This is a genomic window from Amycolatopsis sp. NPDC054798 (assembly GCF_053611505.1).
In genome coordinates this window covers 1-25,626 of sequence record NZ_JBSHAM010000103.1, presented here as the reverse complement: position 1 = coordinate 25,626, position 25,626 = coordinate 1, and the positions used below count along the sequence as shown (strand labels likewise).

The 25,626-nt window shown below is 70.5% G+C and carries 25 protein-coding genes; 17 read left to right on the top strand and 8 right to left on the bottom strand.

Annotation, left to right across the window (positions count from 1 at the left end):
• Positions 1-64 precede the first annotated feature (64 nt).
• Complete coding sequence (locus ACWGIC_RS38285; protein ID WP_452080839.1) at positions 65-1,426, bottom strand: amidohydrolase; 1,362 nt, start codon at positions 1,424-1,426, stop codon at positions 65-67.
• 104 nt (positions 1,427-1,530) lie between these two features.
• Between ACWGIC_RS38285 and ACWGIC_RS38280 the strand changes: the two genes are divergently transcribed.
• From ACWGIC_RS38280 to ACWGIC_RS38260, 5 genes are all read left to right on the top strand, one after another.
• On the top strand, positions 1,531-2,640 hold the full coding sequence (locus tag ACWGIC_RS38280; protein ID WP_452080838.1) for a zinc-binding dehydrogenase: 1,110 nt from the start codon (positions 1,531-1,533) through the stop codon (positions 2,638-2,640).
• 61 nt (positions 2,641-2,701) lie between these two features.
• Positions 2,702-3,667: an aldo/keto reductase gene (locus ACWGIC_RS38275; RefSeq protein ID WP_452080837.1), complete on the top strand. Its 966-nt coding sequence runs from the start codon at positions 2,702-2,704 to the stop codon at positions 3,665-3,667.
• A gap of 144 nt (positions 3,668-3,811) precedes the next feature.
• The gene (locus ACWGIC_RS38270) at positions 3,812-4,789 is read left to right on the top strand and encodes an alpha/beta hydrolase (protein WP_452080836.1); all 978 of its coding nucleotides are present in this window, start codon (positions 3,812-3,814) and stop codon (positions 4,787-4,789) included.
• A complete protein-coding gene (locus tag ACWGIC_RS38265; protein ID WP_452080835.1) occupies positions 4,786-5,760 on the top strand; it encodes an alpha/beta hydrolase in 975 nt (324 codons plus the stop codon). The genes ACWGIC_RS38270 and ACWGIC_RS38265 overlap by 4 nt, the downstream gene beginning before the upstream one ends.
• Positions 5,757-6,992: a multidrug effflux MFS transporter gene (locus tag ACWGIC_RS38260; protein ID WP_452080834.1), complete on the top strand. Its 1,236-nt coding sequence runs from the start codon at positions 5,757-5,759 to the stop codon at positions 6,990-6,992. Before ACWGIC_RS38265 ends, ACWGIC_RS38260 begins: the two co-directional genes overlap by 4 nt.
• Here ACWGIC_RS38260 and ACWGIC_RS38255 read toward each other — a convergent pair.
• Together ACWGIC_RS38255 and ACWGIC_RS38250 are read right to left on the bottom strand one after the other, a co-directional pair.
• Positions 6,978-7,481, bottom strand: a complete 504-nt coding sequence (locus tag ACWGIC_RS38255) for a GNAT family N-acetyltransferase (protein ID WP_452080833.1) — start codon at positions 7,479-7,481, stop codon at positions 6,978-6,980. The two genes, ACWGIC_RS38260 and ACWGIC_RS38255, sit on opposite strands and share 15 nt — an antisense overlap.
• The gene (locus ACWGIC_RS38250; RefSeq protein ID WP_452080832.1) at positions 7,478-8,098 is read right to left on the bottom strand and encodes a hypothetical protein; all 621 of its coding nucleotides are present in this window, start codon (positions 8,096-8,098) and stop codon (positions 7,478-7,480) included. The genes ACWGIC_RS38255 and ACWGIC_RS38250 overlap by 4 nt, the downstream gene beginning before the upstream one ends.
• A 192-nt stretch (positions 8,099-8,290) precedes the next feature.
• Between ACWGIC_RS38250 and ACWGIC_RS38245 the strand changes: the two genes are divergently transcribed.
• Positions 8,291-9,208 (top strand): AurF N-oxygenase family protein, encoded by a 918-nt coding sequence (locus ACWGIC_RS38245; RefSeq protein WP_452080831.1) that lies wholly within the window; start codon positions 8,291-8,293, stop codon positions 9,206-9,208.
• A 1-nt stretch (position 9,209) separates the two neighbouring features.
• A complete protein-coding gene (locus ACWGIC_RS38240) occupies positions 9,210-10,712 on the top strand; it encodes an FAD-dependent oxidoreductase (protein ID WP_452080830.1) in 1,503 nt (500 codons plus the stop codon).
• A gap of 51 nt (positions 10,713-10,763) precedes the next feature.
• On the opposite strand, the gene ACWGIC_RS38235 is transcribed toward ACWGIC_RS38240, so the two are convergent.
• A complete protein-coding gene (locus ACWGIC_RS38235) occupies positions 10,764-11,387 on the bottom strand; it encodes a hypothetical protein (protein ID WP_452080829.1) in 624 nt (207 codons plus the stop codon).
• 49 nt (positions 11,388-11,436) lie between these two features.
• Positions 11,437-12,213, bottom strand: coding sequence for a lysozyme (locus tag ACWGIC_RS38230; protein WP_452080840.1), 777 nt, complete (start codon positions 12,211-12,213; stop codon positions 11,437-11,439).
• A gap of 296 nt (positions 12,214-12,509) precedes the next feature.
• Between ACWGIC_RS38230 and ACWGIC_RS38225 the strand changes: the two genes are divergently transcribed.
• Positions 12,510-14,324, top strand: a complete 1,815-nt coding sequence (locus ACWGIC_RS38225; protein WP_452080828.1) for a hypothetical protein — start codon at positions 12,510-12,512, stop codon at positions 14,322-14,324.
• 43 nt (positions 14,325-14,367) lie between these two features.
• On the opposite strand, the gene ACWGIC_RS38220 is transcribed toward ACWGIC_RS38225, so the two are convergent.
• A complete protein-coding gene (locus ACWGIC_RS38220) occupies positions 14,368-15,210 on the bottom strand; it encodes an oxidoreductase (RefSeq protein ID WP_452080827.1) in 843 nt (280 codons plus the stop codon).
• A 97-nt stretch (positions 15,211-15,307) separates the two neighbouring features.
• Here ACWGIC_RS38220 and ACWGIC_RS38215 point away from each other — a divergent pair, with 97 nt between their 5' ends.
• On the top strand, positions 15,308-16,204 hold the full coding sequence (locus tag ACWGIC_RS38215) for a LysR family transcriptional regulator (protein ID WP_452080826.1): 897 nt from the start codon (positions 15,308-15,310) through the stop codon (positions 16,202-16,204).
• 20 nt (positions 16,205-16,224) lie between these two features.
• Complete coding sequence (locus ACWGIC_RS38210) at positions 16,225-16,803, top strand: hypothetical protein (protein ID WP_452080825.1); 579 nt, start codon at positions 16,225-16,227, stop codon at positions 16,801-16,803.
• Here ACWGIC_RS38210 and ACWGIC_RS38205 read toward each other — a convergent pair.
• Positions 16,790-17,680, bottom strand: a complete 891-nt coding sequence (locus ACWGIC_RS38205) for a glycoside hydrolase family 16 protein (protein WP_452080824.1) — start codon at positions 17,678-17,680, stop codon at positions 16,790-16,792. The two genes, ACWGIC_RS38210 and ACWGIC_RS38205, sit on opposite strands and share 14 nt — an antisense overlap.
• A gap of 216 nt (positions 17,681-17,896) precedes the next feature.
• On the opposite strand from ACWGIC_RS38205, the gene ACWGIC_RS38200 reads away from it, so the two are divergent.
• From ACWGIC_RS38200 to ACWGIC_RS38180, 5 genes are read left to right on the top strand one after another with little or no spacing between them, the layout of a single operon-like run.
• Positions 17,897-18,727, top strand: a complete 831-nt coding sequence (locus tag ACWGIC_RS38200) for a helix-turn-helix transcriptional regulator (RefSeq protein WP_452080823.1) — start codon at positions 17,897-17,899, stop codon at positions 18,725-18,727.
• Positions 18,728-18,767: 40 nt separating this feature from the next.
• On the top strand, positions 18,768-19,622 hold the full coding sequence (locus ACWGIC_RS38195) for an oxidoreductase (protein WP_452080822.1): 855 nt from the start codon (positions 18,768-18,770) through the stop codon (positions 19,620-19,622).
• Positions 19,619-20,329, top strand: coding sequence for an SDR family oxidoreductase (locus tag ACWGIC_RS38190; RefSeq protein ID WP_452080821.1), 711 nt, complete (start codon positions 19,619-19,621; stop codon positions 20,327-20,329). The genes ACWGIC_RS38195 and ACWGIC_RS38190 overlap by 4 nt, the downstream gene beginning before the upstream one ends.
• 16 nt (positions 20,330-20,345) lie before the next feature.
• Entirely contained in the window at positions 20,346-20,684 is a 339-nt protein-coding gene (locus ACWGIC_RS38185) for a YciI family protein (RefSeq protein ID WP_452080820.1), read from the top strand.
• Positions 20,681-21,883 (top strand): RNA polymerase sigma factor, encoded by a 1,203-nt coding sequence (locus tag ACWGIC_RS38180; RefSeq protein ID WP_452080819.1) that lies wholly within the window; start codon positions 20,681-20,683, stop codon positions 21,881-21,883. Before ACWGIC_RS38185 ends, ACWGIC_RS38180 begins: the two co-directional genes overlap by 4 nt.
• Here ACWGIC_RS38180 and ACWGIC_RS38175 read toward each other — a convergent pair.
• Positions 21,864-22,463 carry a TetR/AcrR family transcriptional regulator gene (locus tag ACWGIC_RS38175; RefSeq protein ID WP_452080818.1) on the bottom strand — a complete coding sequence of 200 codons (600 nt, stop codon included), beginning with the start codon at positions 22,461-22,463 and terminating at the stop codon, positions 21,864-21,866. The two genes, ACWGIC_RS38180 and ACWGIC_RS38175, sit on opposite strands and share 20 nt — an antisense overlap.
• 127 nt (positions 22,464-22,590) lie before the next feature.
• Between ACWGIC_RS38175 and ACWGIC_RS38170 the strand changes: the two genes are divergently transcribed.
• Together ACWGIC_RS38170 and ACWGIC_RS38165 are read left to right on the top strand one after the other, a co-directional pair.
• Positions 22,591-24,024: an amidase gene (locus ACWGIC_RS38170; protein ID WP_452080817.1), complete on the top strand. Its 1,434-nt coding sequence runs from the start codon at positions 22,591-22,593 to the stop codon at positions 24,022-24,024.
• A 102-nt stretch (positions 24,025-24,126) separates the two neighbouring features.
• Positions 24,127-25,203, top strand: coding sequence for a GDSL-type esterase/lipase family protein (locus tag ACWGIC_RS38165; protein WP_452080816.1), 1,077 nt, complete (start codon positions 24,127-24,129; stop codon positions 25,201-25,203).
• Positions 25,204-25,626: the final 423 nt, after the last annotated feature.

Genomic DNA, 25,626 nt, shown 5'->3' with positions numbered 1-25,626 from the left:
CGTGAAGGGCTCCTTGAGGGAATCAGATTCCCTCAAGGAGCCCTTCACGGACCTTGCCCGGAGGTTAGGCGATGGTTCCGGGCGAGCGTTCGTACACGATCTGTCCATCTAGGACAGTCAGGTCGACCTCGACCTCGGCCAGCTCGGCGGGGGTCACCGCGAACGGATCCGCGGACAGCACGCACAGATCGGCAGCCATCCCCGGCGCGAGCGTGCCCTTCCACGACGCAGCGCCGTCCTGCTGCGCCGGGTGCACCGTGTAGCAGCGCAGCAGGGTTTCCATCCGCTTCCGCACGTCTTCGGCCGGGCCCATCCACTGGTCCGCGGCGGCGATTTCCTTGCGCCAGTCCGGCGGGAGCACCGGAGCGTCGGACGTCAGGCACAGCGGGATCCCGGCGTCCAGCGCCTCCTGCAACGGCCACGCCGCGTCCGAACTGCCCGGCCCCAGCGCCGCGTCGACCACCCCGGCGGTGCGCACCGCGATCCCGGCCTGGGCGGACAGCCCGACCCCCAGCCGGGCCATCCGCTTCAGCTGCGCCGCGTTGACCAGGTCGCCGTGGATGACGTAATGCCCGAGATCGACGTCGCGTTCCTCCCGAGCCTGTTCGACGGCGTCCAGCATCAGCTCGATCGCCCGGTCGCCGGTCGCGTGCACGCCGACCTGCAGCCCGGCCTCGTGCGCGGTGCGGACCATCCGGGTGAAGTTCTCCTCGCGCTCCGGGTCGTCCGCGCCGCCGACGAGCAGGTGGGCGTGGCTGCCGTCGGCGTAGCAGTGGTGAGTGTAGGCCGAGCGCATCGGCGGGATGCCGTCGGCGAAGATCTTCACCCCGCGGAAGTTCAGCCGCCGCGGGTCCGGGCCCGGTCCGTCCACTGTGGCCAGTCCGGCGCGGAAGTTGTCGAACGTGCTCGGGCCGTCGAGTTCGCCGTACAGCCAGAGTGCGGTCACGCGTGCCCGCAGCAGTCCTTCGGCGGCCAATTCCCGGTACTGCTCGACGACGGACATGCCGAACGCGCCGATGTGCCCGTCGTCCTCCCCCGGGCCGAGACCGGGTTCGGTGTAGCTCGTAATGCCCAGCGCGGCAAGGATTTCGCCCGCGCGGAGGATGGCCGACCGGCGTTCGGCGGCGGTGCGCAGCGGCTTTTCCGGGCCGGGGCCTGGCGCGCCGTCGTCGGCGAACAGGGTGTCCGGCCACAACGCGCCCAGCCAGGCGCCGTGCAGGTGCGCGTCGTTGATGCCGGGCAGCACCGCGCGGCCGCCGAGGTCGAGCACCTTCGTGGCCGGGCCGATCAGCTCGCGCACGTCGGCGTCGGTTCCGGCGCGCAGCACGCGTCCGTCCCGCACAGCGAGCGCGGTCGCCGGCGCCGCGCCGGTCATGGTGTGGACCGCCGCTGCCCGCAAGACGAGATCCGCAACTGAGGTCGGCACTGGCGCTCCTGGAGGGCTTCGGGGACTCGACATTTTTGTCGACGTCCGTAGACTAACCCATCACACGGCCCCGCAGGGCCCGCCAGTCCCCGGAAAGGTTTCCCATGACCGTCCCGACTTCCACCCGCGCCGCGGTGCTGACCGAGCACGGCGCGCCGCTGGAGCTGACCGAACTCCCGCTGCCCGCCGAGCTGGAAGCCGGCGCGGCGCTGGTCCGCGTTTCGTGCGCGACGCTGTGCGGCACGGACGTGGAGATCTGGTCCGGGAAGATGAGTTTCCCGGGCATGCTGCCGATGGTGCTGGGCCACGAAATGACCGGCGAGGTGGTGGCCGCCGGACCGGACACGCGCGACGCGCTGGGCCGCGAGATCGGCGTCGGGGCGCGGATCGGCTGGTCGGAATCGACCTGCGGCGAGTGTTACGGCTGCACCGTGCTGCGCGAACCGGTCGCTTGTTCACGGCGCGGATACGGATTTCTGCAGCGCTCGGACGTCGCGCCGTTCGCGACCGCCGGGTTGTGCGAATACGCCTACGTCGTCCCGGGCGCGGCGAAGCTGTTGCTGCCCGCCGAAGTGCCGGACACCTGGGCCGCGATGGCGGGGTGCGCGGCGAAAACCGTGCTGCGCGCGTTCGACCGCGTCGGCGGTGTCCGGCCCGGATCTCGCGTAGTGGTGCAGGGATCCGGCGCACTGGGCCTGTTCGCGACCGCGGTCGCGCACCTGAGCGGGGCGGGCAGCGTGATCACTGTCGGCGCTCCGGCGTCGCGACTGGAACTGGCGAAGGAGTTCGGCGCCGACGACGTGGTCGATGTCGCCGGGGGTTCGGACGCGATCGTCGAGCGGGTCGCCGAATTGACCGGAGGCCACGGCGGCGACCTCGTGCTGGACTTCGCCGGTGCGCCGTCGATCGGCCGCGAGGCGGTCGCGATGGCGGCGCAGCGCGGCCGGGTCGTGATCGTCGGCAGCACCGGACCGGAGCCGACGCCCGTTCCGCTCGGCACGGTGATGGGCAAGGAACTGACCGTCGTCGGTTCGCTCAACGGCGACATCGCCGACTACCACCACGCGATCGAATTCTTCGGAGCGTTCGCCGCCCGGATGCCGTGGGACCGGCTGTTCGGCAGCCCGGTCGGGCTGTCCGGCGTGAGCGAGCGGATCGAGGCCATGCACCGGCTGGAGGAGACGAAAGCCGTCGTCGATCCCCGTCTTCCCTGATCCCGTTTCCGTTACGGGTCAATCCCTGACGAGCCAGTCCCTTACGAGCCAAGGAGGTCTCGTGTCCGCATCCTCGCCCCTGCCCCGCCGCAAGGTCGGCAAGTCCGGTTTGGACGTTTCGCTGCTGTCGCTCGGTTCGTGGCACACCTACGACCGGATGGATTTCGCCGACGCGGTCGCGATGGTCCGCGCCGCGGTCGAGGCCGGCGTGAACCTGTTCGACGTCGGCGTCTACGGCATGCCCGGGCACCCGCCGGTGTTCACCGACGTGCTCTGGAGCGCGATCGTCCGCGCCGCCCGCATCCCGCGCGAGGACTACCTGGTCTCGGCGAAGCTGTGGATCGAAGGCTTCGGCGACCAGGGATTCCGGCCGCAGCTGGAAAACGCGTTCCTGCGCGGCGGTTTCGACGTCGCCGACCTGGTGATCCTCGGCGACCTGCGCCGTGACGACGTCGCGCTGGAGGACCTGGTCGAAGACCTCGCCGGGCTGACCCGCTCCGGGCTGATCCGGGCGTGGGGCGTCAACAACTGGTCGGCCGGGAACATCGCGCGGCTGCGGGAGATCGCCGAGGCGCTGCAGGTGCCGGGGCCGCAGATCGCGCAGCTGAAGTACAGCATCGGCCGCCGGTCCATTCCGGACGGCGAGCCGTTCGCCCGGCTGTTCGCCGACGGGTTCGTCATGCAGGCCTCCGACGTCCTCGAGGGCGGCATCCTCGCCGGGCGCACCGAACTGACCCGCGAGATCGGCCGCGACCCCGGCGACGTCCGCAAGACGATCACCCGCGACGCGGCCAAGGTCGTGAAGGTCGCGGAGGAACTCGGCACGAGCGCGGCCCGGCTCGCCGTCGCGTTCACGCTGACGCATCCGGCGAACGTCACGACGCTCTTCGGCGCGACCCGGATGGAGCAGCTGGAGGACAACCTCGCCGCGGTCGAACTGGTCGAGAAGGTCGGGGCCGAGCAGATCCGAGCGCTCGTGGAGCCGTTCTGGGCCGACCGCGACGCCGTGGACCCCGAAGGCCCCTGACGCGAAACACCACCGCCTGAAACCGGATGACGCGCGCCGGGGAGCCGACCAGGCCCGCAGCTCTCCGGCGCAGATTTTCCGGCCGCCCCCGCTCGCCCTGCTGCCCGCGCCATCCCGAAACCCGCCCTGCCCGAGGAGGCTGCCTTGACCTATCCCCCCGTCCCGTTCGACCCGGAGATCGAGCCCGCGCTCGCCGAGATCGTCCCGGCCGACGCGCCGCCGTTCACGCGGGAGACGATCCCCGGCCTGCGCCGCGCGATGGCCGAGATGTTCCCGCCCGCCGCGGAAGTCGTCGGCGACGCGCCGGTCACCGTCGTCGAGCAGACCATCCCGGGCCCGGCCGGCGCGCCGGATCTGGAAATCACCATCCTGTCCCCGCACGAGAGCGACGGCGCGCTGCCGGTGCTCTACAACATCCACGGCGGCGGCATGATGGTCGGCCACCGCAACATGGACGTCGGCCGGTTGCTGGCTTTGGTGCTGGAGCTGAACGTCGTCGCGGTGAACGTCGAATACCGGCTCGCACCCGAGCATCCGCACCCGGCTCCGGTCGAGGACTGCTACGCCGGTCTGGTGTGGACGGTCGAGCACGCCGACGAACTCGGCATCGACCCGGCACGCGTGGTGGTGATGGGCGGCAGCGCGGGCGGCGGGCTCGCCGCGGCGGTGTCGTTGCTCGCGCGCGACCGGAAGGGCCCGGCGATCGCGGGTCAGCTGCTGCTGTGCCCGATGATCGACGACCGCAACACGACGATCGCGAGCCAGCAGTATCCGGGTCTGGGCACCTGGACGAGGGAAGCGAACCTCGCCGGCTGGAAGTCGCTGCTCGGCGACGCGGCCGGCACCGACGACGTCTCCCCGTACGCCGCTCCGTCGCGCGCGACCGATCTGTCCGGTCTGCCGCCCGCGTTCATCGAGGTCGGCAGCGCGGAACCGTTCCGCGACGAAGACACCGAGTACGCGCTGCGGATCTGGGCGACCGGCGGGCAGGCCGAACTGCACGTGTGGGCGGGCGCCTTCCACGGGTTCGACATGTATGTGCCGGACTGGCCGATCAGCAAGGCCGCGCTCGAAACCCGGAACTCGTGGCTGCGCCGGATCTTCGGGAAGGCAGGGAAATGAGCGTCCCGCCGGTGCCCTACGACCCGGAACTGGAGCCCGGGCTCGCCGCGTTCCTCGACCTCGTCGAGCAGATCCCGCTGCGCGCGGACACCATCCTGGCCAACCGCGCGCATTTCGCGACCATCATCCCGCCCGCAGAGCAGATCGTCGGCGATCGCCCGGTCGAGCTGGCCGAGCACACCGTCCCCGGCCCCGAGGGCGCGCCGGACATCGTGCTCACCGTCGTCCGTCCCGCCGCCGGTGTCTCGAACGCGCCCGCGCTGTACAGCATCCACGGCGGCGGAATGGTGCTGGGCAACCGGTTCTTCGGACTGGACGGCCTGATCGACGACGTGCTCCGGTTCGGCGCGGTCGGGATCTCGGTGGAATACCGGCTGGCTCCGGAAAACCCGGCCCCGGCTGCCGTCGAGGACTGCTACGCCGGTCTCTTGTGGACAGTCGAGCACGCGGACGAACTCGGCATCGACCCGGCACGGATCGTCGTCACCGGCGCGAGCGCGGGCGGCGGCCTGGCCGCGGGCGTCGCGCTGCTGGCCCGGGACCGCAACGGCCCCGCCATCGCCGGACAGCTGCTGGCGTGCCCGATGCTGGACGACCGCAACGAATCGGTGTCGACCCGGCAGTACGACGGAATCGGCGCCTGGGACCGCAACAACAACGACACTGGCTGGGACGCGCTGCTCGGCTCGGCGCGAGGCACCGCCGCGGCCTCGCCGTACGCGGTCCCGGCGCGGATGGCCGATCTGTCCGGCCTGCCTCCGGCGTACCTGGACGTCGGCGCGGCGGAGATCTTCCGCGACGAAACGACCGAATACGCCCTGCGGATCTGGGCGACTGGCGGGCAGGCCGAACTGCACGTGTGGGCGGGCGGCTACCACGGCTTCGCCGGTTTCTCCCCGGACGCGGAGGTGTCGCGGTCCGCGGTCGCGACCAGGATTTCGTGGCTGCGCCGGATTCTGCGCGCCGGATGAAGCCACTCCACCCGGAAGTGAGCCTGGTCGAACCGGTGTTGCCGAAAAAGCGCCCAGGCGCGCTCCGGATGGCGGTCGTGCTGGGACTGCTGGAGGTCTTCGGCCCGATCTCCATGGACCTCTACCTGCCCGCGCTGCCGCGGCTCGCCGACGACCTGAAGGCCGGGCAGAGCCTGGCGCAGGCGACCATGTCGGTGTGCATGCTCGGGCTCGCCTTCGGCCAGCTCGTGGTGGGCCCGCTGAGCGACCGGTTCGGCAGGCGGCGTCCGCTGCTGGCCGGGATCGGGCTGTTCACCGTGCTGTCGGTGGTGTGCGCGTTCGCTCCGTCGATCGAGGTGCTGCTCGCGGCACGGTTCCTGCAAGGGCTGTGCGGTTCGGCCGGAATCGTGCTGTCGCTGGCCGTCGCCAGGGACCTCGCCGAGGGCGTCGAACTGGTGCGGCTGCTGGCGTTGCTCACCACTGTCGGGGCATTGGCTCCGATCGTGGCTCCGGTGGTCGGCGGGCAGCTGGCGGCGATCATCGGATGGCGCGGCATCTTCGGCGTCCTGGCCGGGATCGGGGCGGCGTTGCTGATCGTCGCCGCGACCGCGCTGCCGGAGAGCCTGCCGCCCGAGGCACGACATCGGCGGCGCGGCGGCGGCGAGTTCCGGATCCTGCTGAAAGACCGGCTGTTCCTGGGTTTCCTGCTCGTGAGCACCTGCGGCGGGGCGGCGTTCTTCACCTACCTGGCGTCGATCAGTTTCGTGCTGCAGGACGGGTTTTCGTTGTCGCCGCAGCTGTTCAGCGCGTGTTTCGCGGCGAACGCGGTGATGTCGGTGCTCGGCGCGCAGGCGAACCGGGCCGCGGTGCGGCGCGCCGGACCGGTCCGGATGTACGTCCTGGGCACGACCTTCACCGCGGCGGCAGCGCTGACGATGCTGGGCGCGGTGCTGTTCGGGGCCGGACTGGCGGCCTTGCTGATCCCGTTGGCGTTGCTGATGTTCGCGGGCGGGACCACGCAGGCGAACGGGAACGCGCTGGCCCTGGCCAACCACGGTCAGCGCGCCGGGACGGCCGCGGCGTTGCTCGGGACGTCGTCGTTCGCGATCGGGCCGATCGTCGCGCCGCTGGTGTCGCTGGGCGGGACTACGCCGTTGTCGATGAGCCTGACGATGACAGCGGCGTACGGCGTCGCGACCGTTTTGCTGTGGCTGGCGGTGCTGCCCCGGCTGCGGCGGTCAGGAACGGCCTGACTCGAACACGAGCTGCCCGTCCTCCTCGCCGATCTCCCGGAAGCCCGCTTTCTCGAGCACCCGGCAACTCGCCGCGTTGCCGGGCAGCACATACGCCCGCAGCTCGGGCGCGAGAGCGGGCTCCGGGTGGTCTTCGTGCCACCGCCGGAGCGCCTCCGTCAGCTCCGTGGCCAAGCCCGCACCCCACGCCTCGCGCACCAGCAGATAGCCGACTTCCCGGTGCCCGCTGCGATGAGCGACGCCGAACCCGGCCCGGCCGAGAAACCCCGCCGCGCCTTCGACGCGCCATTTCGACCAGCCCCGCCGCCGATGTTCGGCGATGAACGCTTCAAGCCGATCGCGGGTCGCCTCGCGAGTCTGCGGGCCGGTCGTCATCTGCTGCATGACTTCGCCGTCGGCGTGCAGGGCAGCGAGGTCGTCCAGGTCCTCGGGCAGCCAGGCGGTCAGCCGCAGCCGGGCGGTGCGGAGGATTTCTTCCCGGACGGTCACCAGCCGGGGTGGTACGGCATCGGCGGGGTTTTCGGCAGCAGCCACGCGCTGGTCCCCCGCAGCGCCGCCAGCACGAGGGCGGCCACCGGGACGATCAGCCAGAGGAAGCCGCTCGGGAACGTCATCTGCAGCGTGGTCGGCGCGCTCTTGCGGACGAAACTGGAATCGAGGCTGACGATCATCAGCACGACGATGTCCAGCACCGCCAGCCCGCAGCCGACGAGCACACAGATCCGGCCCGCGGCGGAACGTTTGAACAGCCCGATCGCGCCGACGACCGTCAGCGCCGCGATCGCCAGGTCCACCGCGCCGACGATGCCGATGGGAAGCAGCCTGCCCGAGGACGGATGCGCGATCATCCGGATCACCGCCACGACGAAGCCGATCGTGCTGACCAGGCCGATGACCGAGGTCAAGGTCGCCGCCACGATGGCCGTCGCCCCGAAATACGCGGTCTGAGAAACCTGGGGCGCCTGAGGCATCTGGGGCATGGGCGGCTGCGTCGCGTACTGGCCGCTGTAGGGCATCTGCCCGCCGTAAGCAGGCGGCAACGGCGAGTACTGCTGCGGCTCCGTGCCGGGGTACGGCGGCTGGCCGGGCTGCGGCGGTTGCGTCACGACGGCGTTCCTCCGGGGTCAAGAAGACTTTCGCGGCTCATCCTGCCAGTTCAGCGACCCTTTCCCGGCCCGATTGCCCGAACGGACGACACGCGGTTCGCCGGGGCCTCTCGCGGTACGGCCAGATAGGTGTTACCTTAGGTAACAGTGAATCGCGGTAACGCCTAATCAACGTCGCTCAGGGAGGACCGAATGACCAGCGCAGACGTGCAGCGAGCACCGGAAGCAGCCCCGTCCGGCCGGCACGAGACCGCGCAGCGGCTGCTCGACTCCTCCGCGACCCTGTCGTACGACCCGGCCACCGAGGTGGACTGGGAAACCCCGCTGGACAAGGACTTCCACGGGGCCAGCCCGGAGTGGAGCACGCTCTACGGCACGAGCTACTGGGCCGAGATGACCCCGGAGCAGCAGAAGGAGCTGACCCGCCAGGAGGCGGCGTCGGTCGCGAGCACCGGGATCTGGTTCGAGATGATCCTGCAGCAGATGGTGCTGCGCGATTTCTACGCGAAGGACCCGACCGACCCGGCGTTCCAGTGGGCGCTCACCGAGATCGCCGACGAATGCCGCCACTCGATCATGTTCGCCCGCGGCGCGCAGAAGCTCGGCGCTCCCCCGTACCGGCCGCGCAAGCTCGCCGTGGAACTGGGCCGCGTCTTCAAGGCGGTCGCCGGCGGCGAAGCGGCGTACGCGGCGATCCTGGTCGCCGAAGAGGTTCTCGACGTGATGCAGCGCGACTGGATGCGCGACGAGCGCGTGGTCCCGTTTGTGCGCACCATCAACAACATTCACGTCGTCGAAGAGTCGCGGCACATGAAGTTCGCCCGCGAGGAGACGCGCGAGCAGCTGGAGGGCGCGGGTGCGGTGCGCCGTCAGTTCAACGCGCTGGTCATCGCGATCGCGTCGTACTTCATCGTCAGCAGCATGGTCAACCGCGACGTGTACAAGAACGCCGGGCTGGACGCCGAGCGCGCGCTGCGCGAGGCGAAGGCCAACGAGCACCACAAGTCGATGATGCGCTCGAGCTGTGCCGGGCTGATGGAGTTCCTCGGCTCGTGCGGTCTGCTCACGAAGCCGGCGCTGGTGTTCTACAAGCGGGCGAATCTGATCTGACATGGCCTTCGCGATCACCCAGACCTGTTGCAACGACGCGACGTGCGTGTCGGTCTGCCCGGTCAACTGCATCCACCCGACGCCGGACGAGCCGGACTTCGGGACCACCGAGATGCTGTACGTCGACCCGGCCTCCTGCATCGACTGCGGGGCCTGTGCCGACGCGTGCCCGGTCGACGCGATCTTCCCGGTGGACCTGCTGACCGACTCGATGAAGGTGTACGCGGGCATCAACGCGGACTTCTTCGCCGACCGCCCGACGGTCACCGCAAACCCGGCGCCGAACTTCCACCGGTGGGGCCCGCCGACGTTCGACCGGGACATCCCGAGCGACCTCGAACCCGCGGACGTCGCTGTCGTCGGCACCGGCCCGGCCGGGATGTACGCGGTGGAAGACCTTTTGCTGCACACCAACGCGCGCGTCACGCTGATCGACCGCCTGCCGGTCGCGGGCGGCCTGGTGCGCTACGGCGTCGCCCCGGACCACCCGGACACGAAGCGGATCGGCGAGGCTTTCTCGCGGTTCCACAACCACCCGCGGCTGAAGCTGAAACTCGGCGTCGAGGTCGGCCGGCATGTGACGGTCGACGAACTGGCCGAGCGGCACGACGCCGTGATCTACGCGGTCGGCGCGTCTTCCGCGCGGGCTCTCGGCCTCTCCGGCGAAGACCTCCCCGGCAGCCTCGCCGCGACGACGGTGGTCGCCTGGTACAACGGCCACCCGGATGTCCCCGCGCACGCGGTCGACCTCTCCGCGGAACGAGTCGTGCTGATCGGCACCGGCAACGTCGCACTCGACGTGGCCCGGATCCTCACCGCCGATCCGGACGATCTCTCCGAGACAACCATCGCGCCGCACGCGCTGGAACGGTTGCGCTCCAGCAAGATCCGCGAGGTCGTGCTGCTGGCCCGGCGCGGCCCGGAAGACGCCGCCTACACCTCCCCCGAGCTGATCGCACTGGCGCAGCGGGCGAACGTCCCGCTGGTGGTCGACACCGAAGACCCGCGCACCGCCGCCGCGATCGATGCCGACGATGGAAAAGCCGCGCTGCTGAAGGACTTGGCCCGCGAAACGGTCGACTGGACCGCCCCTCCCGCGGACGGCCCGCGACGGATCGTGCTGCGATTCCACTCCTCGCCGCTGGAGATCACCGGCGACCGGCAGGTGCGCGGGCTGCGCGTCGACGGACCTTCCGGTCCCGTCGAGATCGCCGCCGGTCAGGTGGTCCGCGCAGTCGGCTACCGGGGCCGTCCGGTGCCCGGGCTCCCCTTCGACGAAGCGGCCGGAACGATCCCGAACACCGCGGGCCGGGTCGAGGGCCGGACCGGTGCGTACGTGGTGGGCTGGATCAAACGCGGCCCGTCCGGCGGAATCGGCGCGAACCGGACATGCGCCCGGGAGACGGTGGCGACACTGCTCGCGGACATCACTTCCGGCGAGGTTCCTTTGCGGGGACGGCGCTCTCCGATCGCGGCGCTGGCTGCGCGCTTCCGGGGTCGCTGAGGCAGTTTCGCTGAAATCCCGGCCGCGGTTCGCCGCGGCCGGGATTTCACGTCACTCCGCCACCCGCCTGGCCGCAAAAGTCTCCTCCACCTCCGGCACCCAGTAGCTCAGCTCCAGCGTCTTCACGCTCGCCCAATGCGACATCAGCCGGCCCTGCGCGACCAACGCCGGGCACGCCACGGCGAACAGCGCCGCAGCACACGCCGCGAACACCCGATGCGACCCCGCGATCAGCTCCACCACCGATGCCGCGAGCCCGAACGCCATCGCCGGGCTGGCATTGCGCAGCATCAGCCCGGCGGTGCGCAGCCGGGTCGCCTCCATCGCCCCGTCGGCGTCGTGCAGTTGCAGCGCCGAAAGCAGCAGGAACGAGTCCGCCTCGACGAACGCGCACCCGTGCGCGGAAGGGTTCCGGCGCAGGAACTCCTCGCGTGCGTTCCGCTTCCGCCGCTGCGGCAGCCACCGCGCCGCCCGCGCGCCCATCGGATACGCCAGGTACCCGAGCAGATAGCTGGCCACCGCGACCCCGATCACCACCAGCACGCCCGGCCCGCGGGCGACGGCGGCGAGGTCGATCCAGTGCAGCCGTCCGGCGAGATAGGCCAGGACCGCCAGATGCAGGGCGCCGGGAACGGCGTAGGCGAAGAGGTCGAAGAGTCCGATCGCGAAGGTCACCCGCGGATCCAACTACGCCCGGGCCCTCTCCGGCACGGTTTTCCGGCGATTACGCCGACGAACCGCCTCCCCTGGCGAGCGCCTCCACGCGGTTCATCGGGCCGTTGTAGTAGTTCTGGTCGCCGGGCAGGCTGCCGGTGCGCGAGAACTGCCAGATGCTCTGCTTGTCCCATCCGGCCGGGAGTTCGCCGATCTCCGGGGCGTACCGGGCGAGCCACAGCGGGTTGGTGTCGCCGAACCCGCCCGCGTTGCCGGTGCAGAGCTTCCACCACGACGTCGAGGTGTAGATGATCGCGCTGCGGCGCTGTTTCGCCAGGTACCGGTGGGTGAAGTCGGCGATCCACGCGGTCATGTCGGCCTGGCTCTTGCCGTAGCAGGCGTCGCCGTACGGGTTGTATTCGATGTCCAGCGCGCCCGGCAGCGTCGTGCCGTCGCCGCGCCACGCGCCGCCGTGAGCGATGAAGTAGTCGGCTTGCTCGGCGCCGCTGGAGACGTCCGGGCGGGCGAAGTGGTAGGCGCCGCGGATCAGGCCCGCGCTGTGCGCGCCGTTGTACTGCTGGTCGAACTGCGGGCTCACGAATCCGGTGCCCTCGGTCGCCTTGACGTAGGCGAACCGGGCGCCCGCGCCGGCGGCCTGGCCCCAGTCGACCGCGCCCTGGTGGCCGCTCACGTCGTGGCCGAGGGTCTGCCCGGCCGACGGGTCGAGCCGCGGGCTTCCGCTCCGCACGCCCTCGTGCCGCAGGATTTGTGAACCGGCAACATTCTCGCCGGCCTTCGAGTAGTCCGCGGCAGCGGCCGGTCCGGCCGTGGCGACGCCGCACGCCATCGCCGCGGCCGACGCGACGGCGGCGAAGCCGAGCCGCCAGGTTTTGTCCGTTGCTGTCCGGGTCACCGAGACTCCGATCTTCACGGCGGCAGGTCCACGGCCCATCGTGCGGCACAACGCGCCGCGAGGCTGGCTGCGTCACCCGGACGTGAACAAGATTCCGATAGCCGGAATCGCGCCAGTGGTCCAGACAACCGTGACCGAGTTGTGACCGGCGGCGCCGAGCTGGGCGTTTAATTTGTTGTTGCCGACGACAAACTGGTTGGCAAATCCCCTACCGGCGGAGGTGTCCCCCCGTGAACCGGACCTATCGACCACCCGGGCGGCCGTCCCGGTCCCGCGGCCCTGCCCTGCTCGCGCTGGCGCTGCTGGCCGCGGCCGGGCTCGCCGTCCCCGCAGCCGCGGCCCCAGCGTCGGCGCAGGCGGACTGCACCGGCCAGTCCGACCAGCCGGATTTCGGGCCGAACGTGCACATTTTCGACCCGGGAATGCCTTCCGCGACGATCCAGGCCCAGCTGGACAAGGACTTCGAGGCGCAGAAGGACACCCAGACCGCGCAGTTCGGCTCGGGCCGCGTCGCGCACCTGTTCAAGCCGGGCGCCTACGCGGTGCACGACAACGTCGGCTTCTACACCTCCGTCGCGGGCCTCGGCCAGAATCCGGACGACGTCCAGATCAACGGCGACATCACCGTGGACGCCTTCAACGAGTCCGACCAGGGCTCCGCGCTGCAGAACTTCTGGCGTTCGGCGGAGAACATGGCCGTCACGCCTTCCAGCGGCAGCGACCGCTGGGCGGTGTCGCAGGCCGCGCCGTTCCGCCGGATGGACATCAAGGGCGGGCTGCAGCTGTTCCCGGCCAGCTACGGCTACGCGAGCGGCGGCTACGTCGCCGACACCCGCGTGTCCGGTCAGGCCGCTTCGGTTTCGCAGCAGCAGTGGTACACGCGGGATTCGGCGCTGGGCAGCTGGGACGGCGGCGTGTGGAACATGGTCTTCTCCGGGACCACCGGCGCGCCGGCCAACTCCTTCCCGAACCCGCCGGAAACCACGCTCGACACCACCCCGGTCTCGCGCGACGTGCCGTACCTGTACTTGGACGACGGCGGCAACTACCGCGTTTTCCTGCCGTCCCTGCGCACGAACGCGTCCGGGCCGAGCTGGGCGAACGGCGGCACGCCCGGTGATTCCGTTCCGATGAGCCAGTTCCGTGTCGTCAAGCCCGGCGACACCGCGGAGAGCATCAACAGCTCCCTCGACTCCGGCTGCAACCTGTTCTTCACGCCCGGCGCCTACCACCTCGACCAGACGCTGAACGTGACCCGCCCGGGCACGACCGTGCTCGGCATCGGCTACCCGACGCTGATCCCGGACCACGGCGTCGACGCGATGCATGTGTCCGATGTGGACGGTGTGCGGGTGAAGGGCCTGCTGTTCGACGCGGGGACCGAGAATTCGCAGTCCCTGCTGACCGTCGGCGAAAGCGGCAAGCACACCAGCCACGCGGCGAATCCGACGTCGCTGCAAGACGTGTTCTTCCGCGTCGGCGGCGATCTGGCGGGCAAGGCGGCCAACAGCCTGGTCGTCAACAGCGACGACACGATCGTCGACCACGTCTGGGCCTGGCGCGCCGACCACGGGAACAACGGCACCGTCGGCTGGACCACGAACACCGCCGACACCGGCGTCCTCGTCAACGGCGACAACGTGACCGCGACCGGGCTGTTCGTGGAGCACTACCAGAAGTTCCAGGTGGTGTGGAACGGCCAGAACGGGAAGACGATCTTCTTCCAGAACGAGATGCCTTACGACGTCCCGGACCAGGCTTCGTGGAATTCCGCGCCCGGCACTGCCGGATACGCCGCATACAAGGTCGGCCCGGACGTGACGTCGCACGAGGCGTGGGGCCTGGGCAGTTACTGCTTCTTCGACACCAACCCGGCGGTTTCGAGCTATCACGCGTTCGAGGTGCCGCAGAACGGCGGGGTGAAGCTGCACAGCCTGCTCACGGTGTCGCTGAACCATCGCGGCACGATCACCCACGTCGTGAACGACACCGGCGACGTGACTCCGGACGGCACCAAGCCGGTCAACGTCCCGAATTATCCGTGATCCCAGGTGGCCGTCTCCTGCTGGGGAGGCGGCCACCTGCCGGTCAGTCCAGCGCGGTCGCCCGGCTGACCGTCTCCCACGAATCGAGATCCTTCGTCAGAGCCGCGATCTTGCCGCGGATCGCGTCCACCGCGTCGCCGCCGAGCGCGAGCCGCAACGGTGCGTCCGGTGCGTCCACTGCGCGGAGGATCGCGGCCGCCGCTTTCGCCGGGTCGCCGGGCTGCGTCCCGTCCATGTCCTCGATCGCGGCACGGGTCGCCGCGGTCGATTCCGCGTAAGCGTCGATCCGCTCGGACCGGTGCATCGCCGTGCCGCCGAACGACGTGCGGAACGCGCCCGGCTCCACGATCAGCACCTTGACCCCGAGCGGCGCGACTTCCGCCGCGAGCGCCTCGGACAGGCCTTCCAGCGCGAATTTCGCCGCGCAGTAGGCTCCGAACGCGGGCGGGGCGAGCAAGCCGCCCATCGAACTCATCTGCACGATCGTGCCGCTCCCCTGTTCCCGCAGCAGCGGGACGACCGCCTTCGTCATCGCGACCGCACCGAAGAACATCACCTCCAGCACCGCACGCAGGTCGGCCAGCGTCAGTTCCTCGACCGCGCCGACCGACCCGTGGCCCGCGTTGTTGACCAGCACGTCGATCCGGCCGAACTCGTCCAGCGCGGTCCGCACCGCCGCGTCGATCTGCGCCGGATCGGTGACGTCCAGCGCCGCCGTGCGCAGCCGGTCCCCGCCCGTTTCGGCGAGGTCGCCGAGTGTCTCCGGTGTGCGGGCGGTCGCGAGGACCCGGTCCCCCGCGGCCAGCGCGGCCTGGGCGAGTTCGCGGCCGAAGCCGCTCGAGCACCCGGTGATCAGCCAGACGCGGCCGTCGGTTTCCTCGGTCATTGAGCAGTCCCTCCAGTGGTTTCTCTCCCTCCGATCCTGACGCGCACGCACCGGGGCCCGCCAACACCGGTTCGCTGGCGGGCTACAGTCTCAGCCTGTGCCCCCTGAGCTGCGGCAGCTCCGCTACTTCGTCGCGGTCGCCGAGACGACGAGCTTCACGCGCGCCGCCGCGGCCCTGCACATCGCCCAGCAGTCGCTGTCGCAGCAGATCACCGTGCTGGAACGCCAACTCGGCGCGAAGCTGTTCGACCGCGACGCTCGCGGGACCCGGCTCACCCCGATCGGCGACCTTTTTCTGCCGGAAGCACGTGCTGTGCTCGCCCGCGCCGACGCAGCGGCGGCGACGGTCTCTCGTGCGATCCGCGGCGAGATCGGCACCCTGCGGCTGGCTTTCCTTGCCAGCACGGCGAATTACCTGCTCCCGCCGGTCGTGCGCGCGGTGCGGGAGCAGTTGCCGGAGCTGACCGTCACCACCGCCGAAGTCGCCATCGCGGAACTGGCCGACGGTGTCCTCGGCGGCCGCTTCGACGCTGGCTTCACCCGCCCGCCGCTGGTCGACGGCCTGGAGACGCACACCCTGCTGACCGAAGAGGTCTGCGCGGTCCTGCCGTCGGGCCACCGGCTGGCCGACCGTCCGTCGCTCCGCCTGGCCGACCTGGCGGGCGAGCCGTGGGTGCTGACTCCGCGCACGTCGTGGGACCCCTGGCACCGCAAGTACGACAACGACTTCGCCGCGGCCGGATTCACCCCGCAGGTCGTGCAGCGCACCGCGACCGTGCAGGGGTTGCTGGGGCTGGTCGCGGCGGGCGTGGGCGTGACTCGCCTGGCGCGGTCCGCGCACAGCCTGCGCCGCACCGGGGTGGTGTTCGTGCCGCTGGAAGGCGAGTCCGCGCGCACGGTGGTGGCTTGGCGCGCTGACGGCCCGCGCCCGGCCGCGCTGCTGGACGTGGTGACGCGGCTGGCGGAAACGACGGATCTTTCCGGCGCGGGCTGACTTTCCGGGATACTGCTGCGGTGACATACACCGAGTGGGTGGTCGAGCGGGCCCAGGATTTCGACTCCCTGCGCGGCAGGCACATCGAGTCGTGGGCCGGTGTGGAGATGGCGCTGCGGGAAGAAGGTCCGGACGGCCGCCCGCAGTTCACCGACCCGGCAGTGCCCTGCCTGCAATTGTGGGGCATGCAGGCGTACCTGGACGACGGCCGTGCGCTGGGAATCAATTGCTACCAGGATGACGATCTGTTCGGGCTGTGGCCGCGACGCCGCCCGGACCCCCGGTTCGAGAACCGGGAGCACGGGGACGGGATCTACCGGTGGACCGCGCTGGCCGAACTTCCGACCGGTCAGGTCGAGGACGTCGTCGTCTTCGCCGAAGGGGGCGTGCTCGCCGAAGTCGATCTGCGCGTCGGAGGCCAGCCGCTGCTGCTCGTCGCGGGCGAATTGATCGAGCACGAGACCGGATTGTCCTTTAACCGGCTCGACGAGTCGGTTCTGGTGTTCACCGATCCCGCCGCGGCCGCGCGCGTCGATGGGTCGACGCCGCAGCTCGGCCGCGTCCGGATCGATCCGTGGCCGAAGATCAGTTTTTGCTGACCTTCACCGAAAATCCGTCGATGCTCATCCCCGCCCCCGGCGTGATGTCCGCCCCCGGGCTCGTGCACCCGCACACCTTGTTCGGATAAGACCCGCCGATCGCCACGTCGAAGATCGCGAAGAACCCGTGGTCCACCGCCGCCTTCCAGGTGGCGTCGGACACCTGGTTCTGCTTCACCGCGAAGGTTTCCTTGCCGTCCAGGGAAAACCGCAGCTCCTCCGCGGCCGCGTCCCGGCGGTCCACCACCACCGAATACGTGTGATACCCCGTCTTGCAGCCGGCGCAGTCCTGCAGGTCGCTGCTGATCCCGTCGGGATCGTGGCATTCCCCGGCCCATTGTCCACAGTGGAACGTACTGGAATGCTTGTCCAGCGCGTTCACGTTCTCCATGATGTCCAGCTCGCCGATGCTCGGCCAGTTCGTCGCGCCGACCGGCCGGGCGTCCGCGCCCATCGCCCAGAACGCGGGCCAATAGCCCAGCCCGTGCTCCGGATCCGGTTGCTGGATCGTCGCGCTCATCTCCATCTGCCCGCCTTCGGGGGCGCCGAAGTCGGTGCGCTGGGTTTCGATCCGGCCGGACGTCCACGCCCCGTTCGCGTCCCGCAGCGGCTTGATCACCAGGTGCCCGGCCCCGTCGTGGTAGACGTTGCCCGTCGAGTCGGTCGCCGTCTCGATCTCCCCGGTGCCCCAGTTCGCGGCGCCGCCGGGGTAGCCGGTTCCCTTGTCGTAGAGCCAGTTCCGCGGGTCGAGACCGGTGCCGGCGGGGCCGTCGAAGGTGTCCTCGAACACCGTGGTCCAGGTTTCGGCTGCCTGCGCGGGCGCGGCGGTCATCGACGCGGCGGCCACGACGGCCAGGATCAGCGGGGTGCGGCGCATGGTTCGCCTTTCCGGTGGAGGGGTGGTCTCAGCAGGGTCGGCCAGCGCCGCTGACCAGTCAAAACAGTCTGCCTGCCGGTTCCGCGGCCGCGGTGCGCGCGGGCAGAGCGGGACCGGAAAGGTTTGAACCACTGCCCGCCGGGGTACCGCGAGGGTGGGAGGACCGCACCCCCTTTGCGCCGCCCACAGCCGCCGCGCGCGATCTAGCCTGGTCTCATGAGCGACAGCAACCTTCTCGGCGAGTTTCTGCGGGCCCGGCGCGGCATCACCGCACCGGCGGACGCGGACCAGCTCGCCGACACCCGGCGCCGGGTCAGCGGCCTGCGCCGGGAGGAGGTCGCGCAGCTGGCCGGGGTGAGCACCGACTATTACGTGCGCCTTGAGCAGGGCCGGGAGCGCACGCCGTCGGCGCAGGTGGTCGACGCGCTCGGCCGGGCGCTGCGCCTCGACGACGAGGCGCTGGCCCACCTGCATTCGCTGGCCCGGCCGAAGCGGGCCAGGCGCCGCCCGGCGAAGGAACGCGTCAGCTCACGCCTGGTGCAGCTGATGGACGCGTGGCCGCAGACGCCCGCGGTCGTGCTCGGCCGGTGCATGACCGTCCTCGCGTCGAATCTGCTCGGCGAAGCGCTGTTCGCCGGGCACGAGCACAGCGGCGACCTGCTGCGCCTGGTGTTCCTCGACCCCGACGCCCGGGACTTCTACCCGGACTGGGAGCGGGTCGCGGTCAACACCGTCGGCGGGCTGCGCTCGGCGGCGGGCACCGATCTGGACGATCCGCTCCTGATCGAGGCGGTCGGCGAACTGTCGCTCAAAAGCGCCGATTTCCGCCGGTTGTGGGCGCGCCACGACCTCCGGCAGAAAACGCACGAGACGAAACGGTTCCGGCACCCGCTCGTCGGAATGCTCAGCCTGCACTACGAATCGATGACCGTGAACAGCGCTCCCGGCCAGCAACTCGTGGTGTACCAAGCGGATCCGGGCAGCCCGTCCGAGGCCGCGCTGGGGTTGCTGGGCAGTCTCGCCGCGGGCGACCGCCCGCAACGCTGACCCTTTTTCACCATTTCCGAATTTCTTCAGGGGTAGCTCCATGTCTGAAAACAACGCAACCGTCTGGTTTATCACCGGATGTTCCACCGGTCTCGGCCGCGCGCTCGCGACCGCCGTCCTCGAACGCGGCCTGCGCGCGGTCGTGACCGCTCGCGATCCCGAACGCGTCGCGGACCTCGTCGCCGCACACCCCGGCCGTGCGCTGGCGGTCGCGCTCGACGTGACCGACCAGCAGCAGATCGCCAACGCGGTCTCCGAAGCGGAACGCGTCTTCGGCCGGATCGACGTGCTCGTCAACAACGCCGGCTACGGCTATCTCGCCGCCGCCGAAGAGGGCGAGGACGCCGAGATCCGCGCGTTGTTCGACGCCAACGTCTTCGGACTGATGGCGATGACCCGCGCGGTCCTGCCGGGAATGCGAGCGCGGCGCAGCGGCCACGTCGTTTCGGTCTCGTCGCTCGGCGGGCTGGCCGCCTTCGGCGCGACCGGTTACTACCACGCGACCAAGTTCGCCGTCGAAGGTTTCACCGAGTCGCTCGCCGCCGAGGTCGGCCCGCTCGGCATCGGCGTCACGATCGTCGAACCGGCGGCGTTCCGCACCAACTGGTCGGGACCGTCGATGCGGGAATCCTCGATCCGCATCGACGATTACGCCGACACCGCGGGCGCGCGCCGCACCTCGACGCTCGCCACCTACGGCAAGCAGCCCGGCGACCCCGACCGCGCCGCGACCGCGGTCATCGAAGCCGTCAACTCGGCCGAGCCGCCGCTGCGGCTGCTGCTCGGCCGAGCGGCCTACGACATCGCCACCGCCCGCCTCGACACTCTCCGCACAACGTTCGACGACTGGCGCGACGTCACGCTGTCCGCCGACTTCCCGAAGGAATCCGAATGAGCAAAGTCGCCCTGATCACCGGTGCCAGCAGCGGCATCGGCGAAGCCACCGCCCGCCGCCTCGTCGCGGACGGCTGGCGCGTGATCGCCGGAGCGCGCCGCGAAGACCGCCTGGCCGAACTCGCTGCCAGCGCGGACGGAATCGAAGCCCGCCGCCTCGACGTGACCGACCGCGCCGACGTCGCCGAGTTCGTCGACCGCGCGGTGCGCGACCACGGCGAGATCGACGCGTTCGTCGCGAACGCCGGGGTGATGCCGCTGTCCCGGCTGGACGCGGGGCTGGTCGAGGAATGGGACCGGATGATCGACGTCAACATCCGGGGCCTGCTGCACGGCATCGCCGCCGCGCTGCCGCATTTCACCCGCCAGCGCCGGGGCCACTTCGTGACCGTCGCGTCGATCGGCGCGCACCAGGTCACGCCGACCGCGGCGGTGTACTGCGGGACGAAATACGCGGCATGGGCGATCACCGAGGGCCTGCGGCTGGAATGCGACCCGTCGATCCGCGTCACCACGGTCTCCCCCGGTGTCGTGACCTCCGAGCTGGCGGACACGATCAGCGTCCCGGAAACGCAGGAGTTCATGCGGAGCTATCGCAAGAACGCCATCGAACCGGCAGCGATCGGCGACGCCATCGCCTACGCTCTCGACCAGCCGGCGGACGTGGACGTCACCGAGATGATCGTGCGCCCGGCCCGGCAACGCTGAGCGAAGGAGGCGTCTCATGCCGCAGTACCTGCTCGGGATCTGCCAGCCCGACGGCGGAACCCCGGATCCCGAGGTGCTGGCGGAGGTCGTGGCACGCCTCGACGCGGTGACCGACGAGATGAAAGCGGCCGGTGCCTGGGTGTTCTCGGGCGGTCTGCAACCGGCCGCCGCGGCCAAGGTGGTCCGGGCGTCCGGCGACGACGTCCTGTACACCGACGGCCCGTTCGCCGAGGGCAAGGAACACCTGGGCGGCTTCACCATCGTCACCGCGCCCGACCCGGCCGCCGCGACGGAGTGGGCGCGCCGGATCTCGGAAATCACCACGTTGCCGGTGGAAGTCCGGCAGTTCCAGTGATCTCGACGGCCGTGCTCGAGCGGGTTTTCCGCGCCGAGCACGGCCGCGCGGTCGCGGTGCTCGCGCGGGTCTTCGGCGACCTCGATCTCGCCGAGGAGGCCGTCCAGGAAGCGTGCGCGATCGCCACCGTGAAATGGCGGTCCGACGGGCTTCCCCCGAGTCCCGCGGGCTGGCTCGTCACGACCGCCCGCAACCGCGGCATCGACCGGCTCCGCCGAGAATCCACTCGCGCCGACCGCCACGCGCAGGCCGCACTCCTGCACGCCGCCGAACCGTTCGACGAAGGCGCGGTCCCCGACGAACGGCTTCGGCTGATCTTCACCTGCTGCCACCCCGCCCTCGGCACCGCCGCCCGGGTCGCGCTCACGTTGCGGCTGCTGGGCGGGCTCACCACCGCCGAGATCGCGCACGCGTTCCTCGTGCCGGAATCGACGCTGGCACAACGGCTAGTGCGAGCGAAAGCCAAAATCCGCGCCGCCCGGATCCCCTACCGCGTCCCCGACGCCGCCGACCTCCCCACGCGGCTCAATGCCGTCCTCGCCGTGCTGTACCTGATCTTCACCGAGGGGCACACCGCCAGCAGCGGCGCCGACCTCACCCGTCCGGACCTGGCGTCCGAAGCGATCCGCCTGACCCGGGTCCTGGCCGCACTACTCCCCGGCGAACCCGAAGTGCTGGGCCTGCTCGCCCTGCAACTGCTCACCGAATCGCGCCGACCGGCCCGGCTCGGCACCGACGGAATCCCGGTCCTGCTGCCCGACCAGAACCGCGCCCTCTGGGACTGGCCGCTCATCACCGAAGGCCAGAACCTGGTCCGCCATTGCCTGCGGCTCGACCGCCCAGGGCCGTACCAGATCCAGGCCGCGATCAACGCCGTGCACAGCGACGGCACCGACTGGGTCCAGATCCTCGCCCTCTACGACCAGCTGCTCGCCCTCGCCCCGACACCGATCGTCGCGCTCAACCGCGCCGTCGCGGTCGCCGAGGTCGAGGGCCCGGCCGCCGCACTGGCCATTGTGGACAGTCTGGACCTCGGCGACCGGCACCTGTTCCACGCCGTCCGGGCCGATCTGCTTGCCCGGCTAGGCCGGACCGCCGAAGCTGTCGAGGCCTACGACGCGGCCCTGCGCTTGGCCGCCAACGAAGCCGAACGCGTTCTGCTGCAACGGAAACGCGCCGCTATCGCTTCCCGCGGCTGATCACCCCTTCGACGATTTTCGTCAGGTGCGCGCCGACGTTCTCGACGCCGCCGTTCTGCACCGCGATCTGCGCGCCCTCCATCGCGAACGTCAGTTCCGCGGCGCCCAGGTCCGGGTCGGGCAGGCCGAGTCCCTCGCACATCGCCCGGAGTCTGCCGAACTGCCGGGTCTTGTGCTCGCTGATCAGCTTTCGCGCGGGATGGTCCGGGTCGGGCAGTTCGGCGACCGAGTTCGTGAACGGGCAGCCGCGGTGGGAGAACTCAGGCAGGCCGTCGACGATGAACCGCCCCACCGCGCGGATCTGCTCCGCGTAATCCCCCGGATGCTCCTGTTCGGCCGCGTCGAACGCGGCGGAGTAGTCGTGCACGACGATCCGCAGCCATTCCGCGATGAGCGCGTCCTTGGTGCCGAAATGCCGGTAGATCGCCATCTTCGTGGTCCCGGCGCGGTCCGCGATCGCCTGGACCCCGACCCGGACCACGCCCTCGTTGAGGAACAGCTCCTCGGCCGCGTCGAGGATGCGCTCGCGTGGCGGCAGCGTCGCGACCCTCGTCGGCCGCCGGGCTGAGGTGCTGGTCATCGGTTTCGTCCTCGGTTTCGGGAGGGGGCCTGGCGGTCCGCTGCGTCACCGGCTACGGTACACAACCGTCCCTAGTGATACCGCTCGGTATCACCCGAGACGATTGAGTCTTCCGAAGGATGTGCGAGTGAAAATCTCCGAATACGCCAGCTGCGACGCAGTCGGCCTGGCCGACCTGATCGCCCGAGGCGAAGTGACCGCGGCCGAGGTCGCCGACGCCGCCGCGCGAGCGGTCGAAGCCGTCAATCCGCAGATCAACGCAGTAGTCGAAACCTGGCCTCCCGAGGACGCTCCGGCACCCGGTTCCGCCCCGCTGGCAGGCGTTCCGTTCCTGATCAAAGACCTCGGCGTCGCCATGGCGGGCAAGCGCAGCGAACTGGGCAGCCGTTTGGCCGCGGGCGCCGTGTCGCCCGAAGACTCCTTCCTCATGCGCCGCTTCCGCCGAGCCGGTCTGGTCACCATCGGCCGCACCACCACCCCGGAAATGGCCTACAGCACCACGACCGAACCAGAGTTCTACGGCGCGACCCGCAATCCCTGGGCACTGGACCGGAGCGCAGGCGGATCCAGCGGCGGCTCCGGCGCGGCGGTCGCCGCCGGGATCGTCCCCGTCGCGCACGCCACCGACGCCGCGGGTTCCATCCGGGTTCCCGCCTCGTACAACGGATTGTTCGGCCTCAAACCGACCCGCGGCCGGATTTCGCAGGGCCCGGGCGCCGACGAGGTCTTCAACGGCCTAGCCGTGCAAGGCAGCCTGAGCCGGACCGTCCGCGACAGCGCCGTCCTGCTGGACCTCACCGAAGGCCCCGAACCCGGCGACCCGTACTTCGCCGCCCGCCCGGACCGCCCCTACGCCGAGGAAGCCCAGCTGCCCCCAGGCCGCCTGCGGATCGCGGTGCTGCGGCACCCCTGGGGCGGCCGCCCGCCGACCGAACCCGTGTCCACCGCCCTGTCCGAAACCGTGCGCCTGCTGGATTCCCTGGGCCACGAGGTCGAAGAGGCCTCGCTGGCGCTGGGCGTCTCCTGGGAGGAGTTCGTCCTCGGCAACGCCCGGATGTGGACCGCGAACCTGGCCCCGTGGATCGACGGCATCGCCGCCGCGACCGGCCGCCCCGTCGACGAAACCACGCTGGAACCGGTCGTGCTCGCCAGCTACCGCCACGGCCGCCAGGTCACCGCCGACGAGTTCGTCCGCGCACTGGCCATGCGCAACCAGGTGTCCCGGACCTTCGCGGCGCACTTCGAGCACTACGACCTGTTGCTCTCCCCCACCCTCCCGGAACCGCCGGTCGCGCTCGGCGTCTACGGCGAGGGCGCGGACCGCCTGGACGGCCGAGGCTGGCTGGACCGGATCCTGGACCGCTCGCCCTACACCGCCGCCGCGAACGTCTCGGGCGTCCCGTCGATGTCCGTCCCGCTGGCCGAGGCCGCCGGCTTGCCCGTCGGCATGCAGTTCACCGCCGCTTTCGGCCGCGAAGACCTGCTGTTCCGCCTGGCCGGGCAGCTGGAACAGGCCGCCCCGTGGGCCCACCGCAAGCCGCCGGTCTGGGCAGGCGAATGACCCCTTGAGTCCACTGTGGACAGCTGCCCGGGCGGTGACCCGCGTCCCAGCCTCCGCGAACCCTGACGGCGCCGTGCCGGTTCTCGCTAGACTGGGCGAGCGATGCGACGATTCCGGTGGTGGTGGGGGGCGCTGGTCCTCGCCTGCGTAGCTGTTCTCGTGGGCTTTTTCGTCTTTTTCGGCACCGAGAGCCGGCCTGGCCAGCCAGTGCCGCGCCCCGGCCCGCCCGGCCGCGGCCCGCTGACCGTCGTCGCGCTCGGCGACAGCACCGTCTCCGGCGAAGGCGCCGGTGCCTACTCCCCCGACACCGACGGCCGCAACGGCGACTGGTGCCACCGCTCGTCGGCCGCGTTCGTGCAGAAGGTCCGCGTCCCCGGCATCACCGCACGCGTCAACCTCGGCTGCTCCGGCGCCCCCGCCGCCCACGTAGCACTCGGCGACGCCAAACAGTGGGGCGAGCGCTCCCAGGCCGCGCAACTGGCCGACGTGGTGAAAGACCACCGGGTAGCAGCAGTAGTGATCGCAGTAGGCGCGAACGACGACCCCAAATTCTCCGCGCAGGTAAGCGAATGCTTCAAGGCCTGGTTCTCCTCCGGCGGCCCGTCCTGCAACGTCGCACTGAAGGAAACCTGGAAGTCCAAAGTGGACGCCATGGTGCCCAAGGTGGCGAACGCGGTCGGCGACGTGAAAAAAGTACTGGCCCAGGCCGGTTACGTCCCCGCCGATTACCAGCTGGTGCTCCAGTCCTACGCCACCCCAGTCGGCCCGAACATCCCCGAAGACCTGCAAAGCCTCAACGGCTGCCCTTTCCGTACCGACGACCTGCAGTGGATTTCCACCACCGGAATCAGCACTCTCTCCGCAGGCATCAAACAAGCAGCCGCCCAATCCGGCGCACGTTTCCTGGACCTGGCCCGAGCAGGCGAAAACCACGAAGCCTGCTCCGGCGGCGCGAACCCGGCGTCAGAATGGTTCACCCGCCTCACCCTGCACCTGAACGACCTGACCCAGGTCGACCGGGCGACTCACGCGCTGCAGGAATCCTTCCACCCCAACGCCGCGGGACACGCCGCGATCGCCGACTGCCTCACGGATTTCCTCACCACCCAGCAAGGCAACGCCTCCTGCCTGACAGGCCCCGACGGCAAACTCCACGCCGTCCCCGAACCCGTCAGCTGACCCAGGCTGCACTCCCCCTCGCGCCACCGTTTTCCGTGAGGGACTCCTTCACCGCCCCCTGATTCCCTCAGGATTCCCCTCACACCCGCGCCGATCCGTGAAGGGCCCCTTCACTGCCTCAGATTCCCTCAAGGAGCCCTTCACAACCCGCCCCGCCCCGACCGCCCCGCCGCGACGCCCCCAATGTGGCATTGGGTGCATCCGACGCACCCAATGTGGCGTTCGGTGCATCCCACGCACCCAATGCCACATTGGGGCGCAAGCCCCACCACCCACCCACCGACACCCGCGAACCCACCCCAACCGACCACCCAAGCCCCGCGCCCCACCCCCTCAACCGCAGCCCGCGCTCCCAAACCCACCAGCGCAGCCACACCCGGCCCTGCACCCCGATACGAAGCCAAAAATGCGGACGGCGGGTGC